We start from the raw sequence: 15,484 nt of genomic DNA on the forward strand, positions 1-15,484 counted from the left end.
TCAGCGGCGGAAGAGTTTGTTGCCCAACCACACGATCGGATCGTAGCGGCGACCCGCAACGCGTTCCTTCATCGGGATGATGGCGTTGTCGGTGATGTGGATGTTCTCCGGACACACCTCGGTGCAGCACTTCGTGATATTGCACAGCCCGAGCCCGTCCTCGTCCTGTGCGGTATCCCGGCGGTCGGCCACATCGAGCGGATGCATCTCGAGTTCAGCGAGTCGGATGAAGAAGCGCGGGCCCGCGAATGCTTCCTTGTTCTCTTCGTGGTCACGCACGACATGGCACACGTTCTGGCACAGGAAACACTCGATGCATTTGCGAAACTCCTGGGACCGCTGCACATCGATCTGCTGCATTCGATAGTCCCCCGGTGCCAGATCCGCCGGAGGGGTGAACGAGGGAATCTGCCTGGCTTTGGCGTAGTTGAACGACACGTCGGTCACGAGGTCACGGATGATCGGGAAGGTGCGCATCGGGGTCACGGTCACCGTCTCGCCCGGATCGAACACCGACATGCGGGTCATGCAGGTGAGCCGAGGGCGCCCGTTGACCTCCGCCGAACATGATCCGCACTTACCGGCCTTGCAGTTCCACCGCACCGCGAGGTCCGGGGTCTGTGTGGCTTGGAGCCGGTGCAGGATATCGAGCACGACCTCGCCGTCGTTCACCTCGACGGTGTAGTCCTGCAGGTCTCCGCCGTCGGCATCTCCGCGCCATATCCGGAACGCCGCTTCATAACCCATGTCAGCCCTTCCGTCCCGGATGGTCCGCGAGTTCCTCGTCGGTGTAGTACTTGCCGAGTTCGTCGATGTCGAACAGTTCGAGCAGATCCGGGCGCATCGGCTCCTGCCGATGCGCGGTCACCGACACATCGGGAATCACGGGATCGCCACCGCTCACACGGCACACCAGGAGCGTGCGACGCCACTGCGGGTCCATCGACGGATGGTCGTCGCGGGTGTGGCCGCCTCGACTTTCGGTGCGCTGCAAGGCCGATTCGGCCACACATTCGCACACCAGCAGCATGTTGCGCAGGTCCACCGCGAGGTGCCAGCCGGGATTGAACTGCCGGTGTCCCTCCACCGCGACCTGGCGAATCCGAGCGCGCAGCCTCTGCAGTTCGTCCAGCGCGCGCTCGATCTCGTCGGCGCGACGGATGATCCCCACCAGGTCGTGCATCGACTGCTGTAGTTCGGTATGCAAGGTGTACGGGTTCTCCACCCGGCCGGATCCCTCGCCGCCGGCATCGGCCGCGTCGAACGGGGACAACGCGACTCTCGCGGCAATCTCGACATCGGCGTCAGTGACGACCGGACGCGCATTCAGCCCCAGTACGTAGTCGGCGGCACCGAGACCCGCCCGCCGACCGAACACCAGCAGATCCGACAGCGAATTCCCGCCGAGCCGGTTCGAACCGTGCATTCCTCCGGAACATTCGCCGGCTGCGAACAAACCCGGCACCGATGCGGCACCGGTATCGGGATCGACCTCGATCCCACCCATGACGTAGTGGCAGGTGGGTCCGACCTCCATCGCCTCGGCGGTGATGTCGACGTCGGCGAGTTCTTTGAACTGGTGGTGCATCGATGGCAGTCGCCGCATGATCTCGGCCGCGGGCATCCGGGATGCAATGTCGAGGAACACACCGCCGTGGGGTGTCCCCCGGCCTTGTTTGACCTCGGAGTTGATCGCGCGGGCCACCTCGTCACGTGGCAGCAGGTCGGGTGTGCGGCGATTGTTCTCCTGGTCGTCGTACCAGCGGTCTGCTTCCTCCTCCGTCTCGGCGTATTGGCCTTTGAACACCGGTGGGACGTAGGAGAACATGAACCGGTCGCCGTCGGTGTTCTTCAGGACCCCGCCGTCGCCGCGAACCCCTTCGGTGACGAGGATGCCCTTGACGCTGGGCGGCCAGATCATTCCGGTGGGATGGAACTGGACGAACTCCATGTTGATCAGTGCCGCGCCCGCCCGAAGCGCGAGGGCGTGCCCGTCTCCGGTGTACTCCCACGAGTTCGACGTCACTTTCCAGGACTTCCCGATACCGCCGGTTGCCACGACGACAGCGGGAGCCTCGAACAGCACGAACCGGCCGGTCTCGCGCCAATATCCGAATGCCCCGGCGATCCGGCCCTCGGAATCCTTCAGCAGTTCGGTGATAGTGCACTCGGCGTAGACCTTCACCCGTGCCTCGTAATCGCCGTGCTCGGCGTGGTCCTCCTGCTGCAGCGACACGATCTTCTGTTGCATCGTGCGGATCAGTTCCAGACCTGTTCGGTCACCGACATGCGCGAGACGCGGGTAGGTGTGGCCGCCGAAGTTGCGTTGGCTGATGCGCCCGTCGGGCGTGCGGTCGAACAACGCGCCATAGGTTTCGAGTTCCCACACTCGGTCGGGAGCTTCTCGTGCGTGCAATTCTGCCATTCGCCAGTTGTTGAGGAACTTACCGCCGCGCATGGTGTCCTGGAAATGCACCTGCCACGAATCGTGGGGGTTGGCGTTGCCCATCGCGGCAGCGCACCCGCCCTCGGCCATGACGGTGTGGGCCTTGCCGAACAGCGACTTGCACACCACGGCGACGGAAAGCCCCCGCTGGCGGGCCTCGATGACCGCACGCAGGCCCGCCCCACCGGCCCCGATCACCACCACGTCGACCCTGTGCCGCTCGACTTCCACCATCCGTGCCCTCCCCTGTGTCGTTGCGATGCGTGTCGTTGCGATGCGTGTCGTTGCGATGCGTGTCGTGCGTGCCCGACGAGTCGTCAGCCGACGAACCGAAGGTCCGAGATGGTGCCACTGGCTACGAGCATGATGTAGAAGTCCGTGATCATCAGCGTGCCCAACGTGATCCACGCGAACTGCATGTGGCGGGTGTTGAGTTTCGATACGAATGTCCAGATACGGTATCGCACAGGATGTTTCGAGAAATGTTTGAGACGCCCTCCGGTGACGTGCCGACATGAGTGGCACGAGACGGTGTACCCCCAGAGGAGGATCACGTTGATCAGCAGGATCACATTGCCGAGGCCGAACCCGAATCCGCTCGGGCTCCGGAACGCTACGACCATGTCGTACGTGTTGATCAGCGAGACGACGACGCCCGCGTAGAAGAAATAGCGATGCGCATTCTGCAGGATCAGCGGCAGTCGGGTCTCCCCCGTGTAGCGGGCGTGCGGTTCGGCCACTGCGCACGCGGCGGGTGCCAGCCAGAACGAGCGGTAGTAGGCCTTGCGGTAGTAGTAACAGGTCAACCGGAATCCGAGCAGGAACGGCAGAGACAGGAACGCGAGAGGTATCCACATCGGGAGCTCGCCGACCCAGGTGCCGAAATGCCGGGCACCTTCGACGCACGAGTCACTCACGCACGGCGAGTAGAACGGCGTGAGGTAGTGGTAGTCCTCGACGTAATAGGCAGACCGGACGAACGAGCGGATCGTGGCGTAGACGACGAAGACGAGAAGTCCTAGGGCCGTCAGCAGCGGGGATTTCCACCAGCGATCGGTACGCAGCGTCCGGGCCGCGATCCGCGCGCGGGTCGCGGACCGCACACCGGTCGCCGCGGGGGCGCTCACCGATCTCCGTGTAGACCGCCGAGGCCCTCGTCGTCGACATCCACGCCACGGAACAACGAGTCGTCGTACGGCTCGTTGGGAACCGGGATGCGCTCACCCGAATACACGCGTGCCTCCGCCGGAGGGCGCTCGGCGAGGTCGTGCGCGTCGATATGGAGGCGTTCGAGATCGTTCGCCAGCCGCTGCACAGCGGTAGCGTCGCCGTAGCGCGAACGCAAGGATCCGACGCAGTGACGCAGATGACCGATGGTCCGTTGCAGTTCTTGCATTTCGGTGGACATCAGTACCTCCGAACCCAGCGGTCGGCACGTCGACGCCGGCCGACACGATGTGACACCATTCACAGTACGATAGATCCGCTGTCACCGAGCGTGGTTTCGCGCCACCGAATGGAGGACATCCGTGGCTCGACCCGACAACGCCCGCATCGCCGAGGTCTTCGATGCGACAGCACCGCAATACGACAGGCAGATCCGATTCTCGGAGCGACGGCTACTCGGAGATCCACGCCGGTGGGCCATCGGGCACGCGTCGGGTCGCGTCCTCGAGATCGCAGTCGGCACCGGGCTGAATCTTCCGCTGTACGGACCCGACGTGACTGCGGTGACCGGGATCGACCTGTCCGCGGGCATGCTCGCGCACGCACAGCAGCGCATCACCGAGCACCGGCTCACGCACTGCGAGGTACGACGCGGGGACGTCCAGGCGTTGGATCTCGCGGACGAATCCGTCGACACCGTCGTCTCGACCCTGTCCTATTGCACGATCCCCGATCCCGCAGCGGCCAGCGCCGAGGCCATGCGGGTACTCGTACCCGGAGGGCGGTTCGTGCTCGTCGAGCACGGCCCCTCGACCAATCGGGTCCTGACCTGGTTAATGCGCACGATCGAGCCCCTGACCCTGAGGTTCATGGCCGATCATCTGGTGCGAGACCCCGTTCCTTACCTCGAGGACACAGGCTTCGTGATCGACAGCGTCGATCGAACCGGACTGGGCGGCAATTGTTTCCGGGTACTCGCGCACAAGCCGGAATGAACCGGGCCGGGAGTCCGGGGTTCGAGATCCGGCAACCATGTCGTGGCGCCGGCGAGGAACTCGTCCGGCGCGAGTGCACCGCTACCTTCCGGGATGCGGCCGAGCACCGGGACGCCCGCGACATCGGGGAGGTCGTCGAGGTTGCAGCGTTCGGCGAGATCCGGTGCATCCGGCCACGATCCGACGATCACACCGGCGCAGTCCACCGCTGCCGCACGCAATGCGGCAGCGGTGAGCGCGGTGTGATTGAGGGTGCCGAGGCCGGGCGCCGCCACGATCACAACGGGCGCGTTCAACGCGGCTGCGACGTCCGCGAGAGTGAATCCGTCGGCGCCGAGTCGCACGAGCACTCCCCCAGCGCCTTCGACGAGGGTGAGGTCGTGGGTCGCGTCGAGTTCCCTGATCGCCTGGACGACCTCGGCGAGGGCGAGGAGCGGGCGACCGCTTCGGCGCGCGGCGGTGTCGGGCGCGAGTGGTTCCGGGTAGCGGGCGAGTTCGAGAGCGTCGATGCGCGATCCGGTGAGCCGTTCGATCTCGTGCAGATCTCCGGGTTCTCCGTCTGCCACGCCGGTCTGCGCGGGTTTACACACCGCCACCGTCTTTCCCGACGACAGCGCGAGCGCCGCCAGCGCGGCGGTCGCCACGGTCTTCCCGACATCGGTCGAGGTACCCGTGACGCACAACGCGCTCACGAATGCACTCCTGCCAGTACGTCGGTGAGGACACGGTCGATCAACTCGAGGTCTGCGGCGGTGAGGTCGGCGCGGGCGGTCAATCGCAGCCGCGACGTTCCGGCAGGCACCGACGGCGGGCGGAAGCAGCCGACGTGCAGACCACGCTCGCGGCACTCACGGGCTGCTCCGACCGCGACGTGGGGGTCGCCGAGGATCACCGATACGACCGCCGATTCGGGGGTCGCCGCTGCCGTGGTAGCAGCGAGGTGGCGTGCCCGGTCGAGAACCGCACCCGCACGTCCGGGCTCGGCGCGGAGCACTTTCAACGCACCCCGCGAGGCGCCGACGGCGGCGGGCGCAAGTCCGGTGTCGAAGATGAAGGTGCGGGCAGTGTCGATGAGGTGTTCCCGCACGCGGGCATCGGCGAGCACGATGCCGCCCTGTGATGCGAGGGACTTCGACAGTGTGGCCGTGACGATCACGTCCGGCTCGCCGGCGAGACCCACTTCGTGGACGAGTCCGCGGCCCCCTGCGCCACGAACTCCGACACCGTGGGCCTCGTCGACGAGCAGCATCGCGCCCTGTTCGCGGCACACCTTGTGCAATGCGAGCAGCGGTGCGAGATCTCCTTCTGCACTGAACACCGAGTCGGTGAGGACGAGGGCGCGGGGTTCGGTGCGCGCGGCGAGGGCGGCCGCCACCGCGTCGACGTCGTTGTGCGGAGTCACGTGGATGCGCGAACGCGACAGCCGGCACGCATCGACGAGGGAGGCGTGGCATCCGGCGTCGGACACGACGAGGGCGTCGCGTCCCGCGAGCGCCGTGACCGCACCGAGATTGGCAGCGTAGCCGCTGGAGAACACCAGCCCGGTCTCGGCACCGACGAACTCCGCGAGTTCACGTTCGAGCAGTTCGTGCTCAGCCGTGGTTCCGGTGACCAGCCTCGACCCGGTGGCGCCGCCACCCCAACGACGGAGCGAGGCAGTGGCGCCCGCGAGCACTTCGGGATGGCGGACGAGTCCGAGATAGTCGTTGGAGGCGAGATCGACGACCGGCGCCGATGGGGTGCGTGGAATCAGGTCTCGGTGCAGTCCTGCGCGGCGCCGAGCGTCGGCGGCGGTGTCGAGCCATGCGAGCGCAGGGAATGCAGTCATGCTCAGCACCATACTTGAACACCGTTCAAGTCGTCGAGCGGAGACCGTGCGGCGTCCGGCGCGGGCTCAGCGCCCACTCCGGGCCGCCGCGAGCATGCCCTCGCAGATCCGGGCCACGTCGTCGGCGGTGCATACGTACGGCGGCATGGCGTAGACGAGGTTGCGGAACGGCCGGAGCCACACTCCGGCGCCGACCGCCGCATCGGTCGCAGCACGCATGTCGACGGGCTCCGCGAGCTCCAGGACACCGATCCCCCCGAGGACCCGAACATCGACGACCCCGGGGATGTCCCGAGCCGGCGCGAGTCCGGCTTCCAGTCCCGAGGTTAGCGCGGCGACCTCGGCGCGCCAGTCTCGTGAGAGCAACAGTTCGGTGGATGCGACCGCCACGGCGCACGCGAGTGGATTACCCATGAAGGTCGGGCCGTGCATCACGCCGCCGCCTTCGCCGGCACTGATCGCCTCGGCAATGTCCGACGTGCACAGGACCGCAGCGAGGGTCAGATACCCGCCGGTGAGCGCCTTACCGACGCACAGGATGTCCGGCGACACACCCGCGTGGTCTGCAGCGAACAGCTCTCCGGTGCGACCGAACCCGGTGGCGATCTCGTCGAAGATGAGCAGCAGTCCGTGTTCGTCGCACATGCGGCGCAGTTCGCGCAGGTAGGCGGGATCGTGGAAGCGCATGCCACCGGCCCCCTGCACGACCGGTTCGACGATCACTGCGGCGAGTTCGTCGGTGTGCTCGGTGAGGATCGATTCGAAGGTCTCGACGTAGGCGGCGTCGAACTCGGCCGGTGGCGCGGGGGCGAACACCTGCTGCGCGAGCACGTCCGTCCACATCGAATGCATGCCGCCTTCGGGGTCGCACACGCTCATCGGCGCGAATGTGTCGCCGTGGTAGCCGCCGCGCCATGTGAGCAGACGGTGCCGCGCGGGTGCCCCGACTGCACGCTGATACTGCAACGCGATCTTGATTGCGACCTCGACCGACACGGAGCCCGAGTCGGCGAGGAACACCTTGTCGAGTCCGTCCGGCGTGATCTCCACCAGCAGTTCGGCCAGACGTGCCGCGGGCGCGTGCGTCAGCCCACCGAACATGACGTGACTCATCTTGGACAGCTGCTCGGTGACAGCGCGGTCGAGCACCGGGTGCCGGTATCCGTGCACCGTCGCCCACCATGAGCTCATTCCATCGACGAGCTCACGCCCGTCGGCCAGGACGAGCCGCGCGCCATGCGCTTGGTCGACCACGAGCGGTTCGGTCGACGGCGGAAACGCACCGTAGGGATGCCAGAGGTGCGCTGCGTCGAGAGACGAGATACGGGCAGCGGAAGAGGTGGTGGATGACACCCGCCCGACTCTAAGCGGTTGGTGATCACGAAGTCGCACCCCGTAGTCTGCCTAGGTTCGTGTGAAGGTTGCTCACAAGAACAGCTCGACGGATGACTCGGCCGCCGAGCCCGCACGCACCAGGGGTACTACCAGCGCCATGTCCGTCCATACGTCGCATTCAGCCGTGAGCACCAGTGCCGCCCCAGCATCTGCTCGCCCCGGCTACCGCGCCGATCTCGACGGTGTCCGCGGACTCGCAATCGCCCTGGTGGTGGTCTTCCACGTCTGGTTCGGACGCGTATCCGGCGGCGTCGATGTCTTCCTCGCGCTGTCCGGCTTCTTCTTCGTCGGCTCCTTGCTCCGGGTCGCGGAGTCGGGCGCACCGCTCGATCCGAGGCCCGTGTTGCGACGAGTCGGGCGTCGGCTACTCGCACCGCTCGTTCTCGTCCTGGCGGGCACCACACTCGCCGCACTGATCCTGCTCCCGTTCCCCCAGTGGAACCGGGTCGCAGAACAGACACGCGCGTCGTTGCTGTTCGTACAGAACTGGGAACTGGCGCGCACCGCAAGCGACTATCTCGCTGCCGATCCCATGGTCAGCCCCCTGCAACACCTGTGGTCGATCTCGGTGCAGGGGCAGTTCTATCTCGCGGCATTGATCGTGGTCTTCACCTCGGCGTGGTTACTGCGGCGGGCACGGATTCCTGTCCGCGTGCCGCTGACCGTGCTCCTGTCGCTCATCACCGTGGCCTCGCTGACGTACGCGGCGTTCTCCACTGCCCCGCAATCGTGGACGTACTACGACAGCGCGGCCCGAGTGTGGGAACTGACGATCGGCGCCGTCCTGGTGTGTGTCGTGCCGTGGCTGCGGGCGCCGAAGTTCGTTCGATCCGCGTTGGGCATCGCAGGGCTTGCGATTCTCTTCGCGTGCGGATTCGCTCTCAACGGCAACGCCCACTTCCCTGGTCCGTGGGCGTTGGTGCCGGTGGGGGCCGCAATGGCGTTGGTCGTTGCGGGAGCAGTCCCCGGCGCCACGGGAGCCGACACTCCCACCTCGAGATTCCTGTCGTCGCCGCCGCTGATCCGTCTCGGAAGCATTGCGTACGCGCTGTATCTGTGGCATTGGCCCGTGCTGATCGGCTACCTGCTGGTGCGCGACCGTCCCTCGGTCGGACTCGTCGGCGGACTGGTCGTGATCGGCATCTCCCTCGTCCTCGCCGAAGCCACCACGCGGTTCATCGAGACCCCGATTCGGCGCTCGGTTCCGGGACGGTGGCGCACCACCCTGGTTGCAGGTCTCGCACTGATCGGTGTTGCGCTCGTCGCGGGCACGACCTGGTGGACCGTCCATATCGATCGCACGGTGAGTCAGTTCTCTCATTCCGCCCGCCCCGATCCCGCTCTCTATCCCGGCGCCGCAGCGATCGGACTGCCCGAGGTCGAGCATCAGCCGGTCTACCCGCCCCTGATCGTGGCCGCCGACGATCTTCCGCCCGCGACCATCGACGGCTGTATCGCGCAGCACACCAACCGTGACGCCTTGACCTGTGTCTACGGCGACCCGATGTCGACGCGTCGCATGGTGCTCGCCGGGGGTTCGCACTCCGAGCACTGGCTCGCGGCGCTCGATGAACTCGGTCGCGAGCACGGCTTCCGCCTCGACACCTACCTCAAAGTCGGTTGCCCGTTGTCCGATCCCGCAGCCGAGCTGACCGAGGATTCCCCGACCTTCGAATGCGACTCCTGGTCGGTGAAGGTGCTTGCCGAACTTGCGGCATATCCGCCCGACGTGCTGTTCACCACCTCGACCAGAACGAAGGACCCGGGTGAAGGACCGGGCGACTTCACCCCGTTCTGGTACGTGGAACTGTGGGAGACGCTCGCCGACTACGGCATCCCCGTGGTGGCGATCCGCGACAACCCGTGGCTCATCGACGACGAGGTCCAGTACAACGCGTCGGACTGTCTGGCTTCGGGGGGCACTTCCGAGTCGTGCGGCATCGACCGCGCTGCCGCGCTCGATCCGGTCGATCCGGCCCGTGCCGCCGCGGCGCACCTTCCGTCGGTGACGCTGATAGATCTGACCGATTCGTTGTGCCGACAACAAGTGTGCCGAGTCGTCGAGGGCAACGTACTCGTCTATCGCGACGACGACCATCTCACGACCACGTACGTGCGGACCTTGACGCCCGACCTGGGCCGTCAACTCGGTCCTGCGACCGGATGGTGGTGAGCGGATCCGCTCCGGTGGGTGAGCCGCATCGTCTGGCATTACGCTGAGCAGCCATGGCACCCAGCGACAGCAACACCACCCGGGATGCGGCGGAGCCCGTTCCGGTGTGGCCCGGCCACCCCTACCCGCTGGGAGCCACCTACGACGGCGCCGGCACCAACTTCGCCCTGTTCTCGGAGGTCGCCGAGAAGGTCGAGTTGTGTCTGATCGACCGCGATGGGACCGAGAAACGGGTCGCGCTCGACGAGGTCGACGGATACGTGTGGCACGCGTATCTCCCGACCGTTTCACCCGGCCAGCGCTACGGCTACCGCGTGTACGGTCCGTTCGACCCTGCCGAGGGACATCGATGCGACCCGAGCAAACTACTGTTGGACCCGTACGGCAAGGCATTCGACGGCGGTTTCGACGACGACCCGTCCCTGTACTCATACACGCTGCCCGGTACGGATCCCGACAGCGGGGTTACAGTTCCCGAATCCGGACCGGCACCGGAGTCCGCGGCAGAGTCAGGCTGGTCCACCCGCACCGGCGACGACCCGCAGGCGGACAGCCCGGGGAACGAACAGGATTCGAGCGACGGCCTCCCCCGGCTCGATTCGCTCGGGCACACCATGACCACCGTCGTGATCAATCCGTTCTTCGACTGGGCGTCCGATCGACATCCGCGTCGCCCCTACCATGAGACGGTCATCTACGAAGCCCATGTGAAGGGCATGACCGCCACCCACCCCGAGGTCCCGGACTACCTGCGCGGCACCTACGCCGGTCTCGCTCACCCGGCAGTCATCGAGCACCTGCTCCTACTCGGCGTCACCGCAATCGAACTGATGCCAGTGCACCAGTTCATGCACGACCAGACGCTGCGCGACCAGGGGCTCAGTAACTACTGGGGGTACAACACTTTCGGGTTCTTCGCCCCTCATGCCGCGTACTCGTCGGCCTCGAAACCGAGCGGAGTCGTCGCCGAATTCAAGGCGATGGTGCGCACCTTCCACGAAGCCGGTATCGAGGTGATCCTCGACGTCGTCTACAACCACACCGCCGAAGGCAACCATCTCGGCCCGACGATCTCGTTCCGTGGCATCGACAATGCCGCCTACTACCGGCTCGTCGAGGACGACAGAACCCACTACATGGACTACACCGGAACCGGAAACAGTCTCAACGCCCGACACCCACACACTCTCCAGCTGATCATGGACTCGCTCCGATACTGGGTCACCGAGATGCACGTCGACGGGTTCCGATTCGATCTCGCATCGACGCTCGCGCGTGAACTGCACGACGTCGACCGGTTGTCCGCATTCTTCGACCTGGTCCAACAGGATCCGGTGGTGTCGCAGGTCAAGCTCATCGCCGAGCCGTGGGACGTCGGCGAAGGTGGCTACCAGGTCGGGAACTTCCCTGGACTATGGACCGAGTGGAACGGAAAGTATCGCGACACGGTGCGCGACTATTGGCGCGGCGAGCCCGCGACACTCGGCGAGTTCGCGTCGCGGCTGACGGGCTCCTCCGATCTCTACGAGGACACCGGGAGGCGTCCGAGTGCCTCGATCAACTTCGTCACCGCGCACGACGGATTCACGCTCGCGGATCTGGTGTCCTACAACGAGAAGCACAACGACGCCAACGGCGAGGACAACCGCGACGGCGAGTCGCACAACCGCTCGTGGAACTGCGGTGTCGAGGGCCCCACCGACGACCCGGACGTCCTCGAGCTCCGCGCGCGCCAGCAACGCAACATCCTCGCAACATTGATGTTGTCGCAGGGTACTCCGATGATCGCGCATGGAGATGAGATCGGCCGCAGCCAGAACGGCAACAACAACGTGTACTGCCAGGACAACGAATTGTCCTGGATGGACTGGACACTCGCCGAGACGAACGCCGACCTGCTGGAGTTCACGCGCAACGTCATCGCGTTGCGCACGGAGCATCCGGTGTTCCGGCGTCGCAGGTTCTTCGAAGGAGGTCCGATCCGCAGCGGCGACCAATCTCGCGACATCGCATGGCTCACCCCCGCAGGCGACGAGATGACGCCCGAAGACTGGGACAGCGGATTCGGGAAGTCTCTGTCCGTCGTCCTCAACGGCGAGGGCATTCCGGAACCCGATCAGCGGGGTCAGCGGGTCGTCGACGATTCGTTCCTCCTCTGTTTCAACGCTCATGACGAACCGCTGGACTTCGTCACCCCCGACGGGCCGCACGCGCAGGAATGGACACCGACCCTCGACACCGATATTGCGGACGGCCGACGCGACCCGACCACGGTCGCGGCGGGGGAATCGGTGACCGTGCAAGCTCGTTCGGTGCTCGTGCTGAGGAAGACGGCATGAACGCCACGCCGGTGACCGCTGGTGCGGCGAACCCGGTCCCGCTGACGGCCACCTACCGCCTGCAGATGCGCCCCGACGCGTTCACCTTCGCCGACGCGGTGGATCTGGTCGACTACCTCGCCGCCCTGGGTGTCTCCCACCTGTATCTGTCGCCGGTGCTCACCGCGGCGGACGGTTCCACTCACGGATACGACGTGGTGGATCCGAGCACCGTCTCGGGCGGGCTCGGCGGACGTTCCGGACTCGTAGCACTGGCCGGCGCCGCACGGGCACGCGGCATGGGGTTGATAGTCGACATCGTCCCCAACCATGTCGGTGTCGCCGACGCACGCCAGAATCTCTGGTGGTGGGATGCTCTCCGCCACGGCAGCGAGTCCGCGTACGCGGATTTCTTCGACTTCGATACTGCAGCCGACAACGGCGCGGACGGCAAGGTCGCGCTGCCCGTTCTGGCTTCGGGCGACGACGTGCACGAGTGCACCGTCGACAGATCCGGCACGGAACCGATGCTCGCCTACTACGACAAGCGGTTTCCCATCGCACCGGGCACCGATTCCGGCACGGCGACCGAGATCCACGATCGCCAGTCGTATCGGCTGGTGCCGTGGGATTCGGGTCTGATCGGTTACCGGCGATTCTTCACCGTCAGCGACCTCGCCGCCGTCCGGGTGGAGGATCCCGCAGTCTTCGATGCCGTGCATGCCCAAGTCGCCTCGTGGATCTCGGACGATCTGATCGACGGCGTTCGTGTCGATCATCCCGACGGTCTGGCAGATCCCTCGGGCTATCTCCAGCGGCTCCGCGACCTGATCGGCCCGGACCGATGGCTCGTGATCGAAAAGATCCTCGCCGAGGGCGAACCCCTCGACGCAACACTTCCCGTGGATGGCACCACCGGCTATGACGCGCTCAACGAACTTGCCGCGGTGTTCGTCGATCCGCGGGGCGAAAGCGAGCTGAGCGCGCTCTCGCGCACATTCACCGGCGCCGACGGCGACGCGGAGTGGGTGCAGACGCAGGAGCATCTGCTGGGGCGGCAGGTACTCGAGGCCGGACTTGCGGCGGAGCTTCATCGTCTCGTGCGCACGATCCTGCGCTCGACCGGCAACACCGCGGGTACCGACACCGTACTCACCGAGACCCCGCTCACCGAGACCATGGTTCGTGACGCCGTGATCGCAGTGGTGTCGCAGGTCCCGGTGTACCGAGCCGACTACGCGCCGTTGAGCACCCTGTTGCCGCGCATCGTCGGCCGGGTGGGAGGCAGCGACACCGCGTTGGAGCCCGCTCTGGAGGTGCTGGTTCAGGCGTTGTCCACGGATCCCGAATCGGCCGCACGGTTCGGCCAGGTATGCGGCGCTGCAACGGCGAAGGCCGTGGAGGACTGCCTGTTCTATCGCGCGGCCCGCCTGATCTCCCTGCAAGAAGTAGGAGGGACGCCCGGACGCTTCGGTCTCGATCCGAGCGAGTTCCACCTCACGTGGGCCCAGCGCGCACGCTCGTGGCCGCGGACGATGACCACGTTGTCGACACACGACACCAAACGCAGTGAAGACGTCCGAGCGCGCATCGGCGTCCTGTCGCAGGTGCCGCGGCTGTGGGCCGACTGTGTCGCAGAGTGGGAGACGGTGGCACCGAGCCCCGACCCGGCGATCGGAGCGTTCCTCTGGCAGACGTTGTTCGGCGTCTGGCCCGTCGACGGCGTCGTCACCGATTCATTGCGCACTCGCCTGCGTGACTACCTCCGGAAGGCGTTGCGGGAAAACGGCACCCGCACATCGTGGACCGAGGTGGATGACGACTTCGAGGGTGCGGTTCTGGCCTGGCTCGATACGGTGTGCGACGGCCCGTGTGGTGCCGGGATGTCCGAGTTCGTCGCCGGCCTGGAGCCGCATTGGTCATCGGATGCGCTGGGCCAGAAGCTTCTCCAGCTTCTCGGGCCCGGGATCCCGGACATCTACCAGGGCACCGAACTGTGGAGCGATTCGCTGGTCGACCCCGACAACCGCCGACCCGTCGACTACGTCGAACGCCGACGGCTGCTCGACGCCGGCGAGGTGCCGGCCAAGTTCGCGGTCGTGCGCGCAGCGCTGCGGTTGCGTCGCGAGAAACCCGCCAGCTTCGTCGGCGGCGCGTATGTGCCGCTGCGCGCCTGTGGTCCGGCGGCGCACCACGTGCTCGCCTACGGTCGCGGTCCGCATGCCGACGAGGTCGATGTGGTAGCGGTGGTCTCGCGACACACGGTCTCTCTCGGCGCGCAGGGATGGTCCGGTACGGTACTCGATCTACCTCCCGGAGACTGGATCGACCTGCTGACCGAGCGGACGTTCTCGGGGCGAGTACGATTCGACAACCTCTTCGCCGAGCTTCCGGTCGCTGCACTGAGCCGGGTCCGGCCGTCGGCTCCGATCGCCTAGCGGTCCGCCAGATCGCGGGCATCCTCCTCGGCCCACCGACGGCGCTGACGGTGTCGATACCACGCGATCAGGGCGACTGCCGTACCGCCGCCTACCAATCCGCCGACGACAGCCCCCGCCCACGTTGCCGGATCCTGATCGAGCGGGGTCGACAACTGTGCATAGATCCCGACGATGCCTGCGAGGTAGACGAGGCACGCCACGAACACGCGTGGTGTCCATGTCTTCGCTGTGGCATACACATCGACATCCCGAGCGCGCGCATACATGATCACCGCCATCGAGATCAGGAACCACAGTGCGAGTACTCCGATCGCAATCTGCGCACCGGCCCGCCCGGCAAGCCACGGAAGAACTGCTCCTCCGACGAGCGCAGCCCATTGAGCCAGTTGGAATCCCACTGCCGAGGCCTCGTTCCACACATCGCGTTGGCGCTCGTCGCGGTAGAACTCGTCGTCCAGGTCGCCGATGATTCGGGCAAGCTTCATGAACACGGCCATCACAACTCCTCTTCGGACAATGGGAACAACTCTTCGACAGTGGTGCCGAGACTCTCCGCCAGCCGCAATGCGAGGTAGACGCTGGGCGCGTAGTCGCCCTTCTCCGTCGACACGATGCTCTGCCTGCTGACCCCGACCTGCGCACCGAGCTCGGCCTGAGTGAGCCGCTTCTCTTTGCGAAATTCACGGACCCGGTTGTCCCTCGGCCTGTTCGCCACATGAAA

13 protein-coding genes are annotated in these 15,484 nt (G+C 66.1%); 4 read left to right on the top strand and 9 right to left on the bottom strand.

All coding sequences use genetic code 11. The features are described 5' to 3' along the window. The 4 genes from MWU77_RS18920 to MWU77_RS18935 all read right to left on the bottom strand — a co-directional run bounded on the left by MWU77_RS18920 (nt 1) and on the right by MWU77_RS18935 (nt 3,857). Complete coding sequence (locus MWU77_RS18920) at nt 1–747, bottom strand: succinate dehydrogenase/fumarate reductase iron-sulfur subunit (protein ID WP_169686503.1); 747 nt, start codon at nt 745–747, stop codon at nt 1–3. Between the two features lies 1 nt (nt 748). After that, nucleotides 749–2,680 carry a fumarate reductase/succinate dehydrogenase flavoprotein subunit gene (locus MWU77_RS18925; RefSeq protein WP_169686501.1) on the bottom strand — a complete coding sequence of 644 codons (1,932 nt, stop codon included), beginning with the start codon at nt 2,678–2,680 and terminating at the stop codon, nt 749–751. 83 nt (nt 2,681–2,763) lie between these two features. Then, entirely contained in the window at nt 2,764–3,573 is an 810-nt protein-coding gene (locus MWU77_RS18930; RefSeq protein ID WP_169686499.1) for a hypothetical protein, read from the bottom strand. Next, complete coding sequence (locus MWU77_RS18935) at nt 3,570–3,857, bottom strand: hypothetical protein (protein ID WP_169686860.1); 288 nt, start codon at nt 3,855–3,857, stop codon at nt 3,570–3,572. The genes MWU77_RS18930 and MWU77_RS18935 overlap by 4 nt, the downstream gene beginning before the upstream one ends. 118 nt (nt 3,858–3,975) lie before the next feature. Here MWU77_RS18935 and MWU77_RS18940 point away from each other — a divergent pair, with 118 nt between their 5' ends. Continuing rightward, on the top strand, nt 3,976–4,608 hold the full coding sequence (locus MWU77_RS18940; RefSeq protein WP_169686497.1) for a class I SAM-dependent methyltransferase: 633 nt from the start codon (nt 3,976–3,978) through the stop codon (nt 4,606–4,608). Here the strand turns inward: MWU77_RS18940 and bioD are convergent. The 3 genes from bioD to MWU77_RS18955 all read right to left on the bottom strand — a co-directional run bounded on the left by bioD (nt 4,515) and on the right by MWU77_RS18955 (nt 7,789). Beyond that, complete coding sequence (bioD, locus tag MWU77_RS18945; protein ID WP_169686495.1) at nt 4,515–5,300, bottom strand: dethiobiotin synthase; 786 nt, start codon at nt 5,298–5,300, stop codon at nt 4,515–4,517. The genes MWU77_RS18940 and bioD overlap by 94 nt on opposite strands. Further along, nucleotides 5,297–6,436, bottom strand: a complete 1,140-nt coding sequence (locus MWU77_RS18950) for an 8-amino-7-oxononanoate synthase (protein WP_169686493.1) — start codon at nt 6,434–6,436, stop codon at nt 5,297–5,299. Before MWU77_RS18950 ends, bioD begins: the two co-directional genes overlap by 4 nt. Nucleotides 6,437–6,502: 66 nt before the next feature. Continuing rightward, nucleotides 6,503–7,789, bottom strand: coding sequence for an adenosylmethionine--8-amino-7-oxononanoate transaminase (locus MWU77_RS18955; protein WP_169686492.1), 1,287 nt, complete (start codon nt 7,787–7,789; stop codon nt 6,503–6,505). Between the two features lie 139 nt (nt 7,790–7,928). Between MWU77_RS18955 and MWU77_RS18960 the strand changes: the two genes are divergently transcribed. From MWU77_RS18960 to treY, 3 genes are read left to right on the top strand one after another with little or no spacing between them, the layout of a single operon-like run. After that, nucleotides 7,929–10,004 carry an acyltransferase family protein gene (locus MWU77_RS18960; protein ID WP_247274487.1) on the top strand — a complete coding sequence of 692 codons (2,076 nt, stop codon included), beginning with the start codon at nt 7,929–7,931 and terminating at the stop codon, nt 10,002–10,004. Between the two features lie 53 nt (nt 10,005–10,057). Further along, nucleotides 10,058–12,343, top strand: a complete 2,286-nt coding sequence (gene glgX, locus MWU77_RS18965) for a glycogen debranching protein GlgX (RefSeq protein ID WP_247274488.1) — start codon at nt 10,058–10,060, stop codon at nt 12,341–12,343. Beyond that, nucleotides 12,340–14,760, top strand: a complete 2,421-nt coding sequence (gene treY / locus MWU77_RS18970; protein WP_247274489.1) for a malto-oligosyltrehalose synthase — start codon at nt 12,340–12,342, stop codon at nt 14,758–14,760. Before glgX ends, treY begins: the two co-directional genes overlap by 4 nt. Here the strand turns inward: treY and MWU77_RS18975 are convergent. Then, entirely contained in the window at nt 14,757–15,260 is a 504-nt protein-coding gene (locus MWU77_RS18975) for a DUF2029 domain-containing protein (protein ID WP_247274490.1), read from the bottom strand. The two genes, treY and MWU77_RS18975, sit on opposite strands and share 4 nt — an antisense overlap. Continuing rightward, nucleotides 15,260–15,478: a helix-turn-helix transcriptional regulator gene (locus MWU77_RS18980; RefSeq protein WP_169686482.1), complete on the bottom strand. Its 219-nt coding sequence runs from the start codon at nt 15,476–15,478 to the stop codon at nt 15,260–15,262. Before MWU77_RS18980 ends, MWU77_RS18975 begins: the two co-directional genes overlap by 1 nt. Nucleotides 15,479–15,484 lie beyond the last annotated feature (6 nt).

This window comes from Rhodococcus sp. F64268, from assembly GCF_023015605.1.
In the GTDB taxonomy this organism is placed as follows: domain Bacteria; phylum Actinomycetota; class Actinomycetes; order Mycobacteriales; family Mycobacteriaceae; genus Rhodococcus.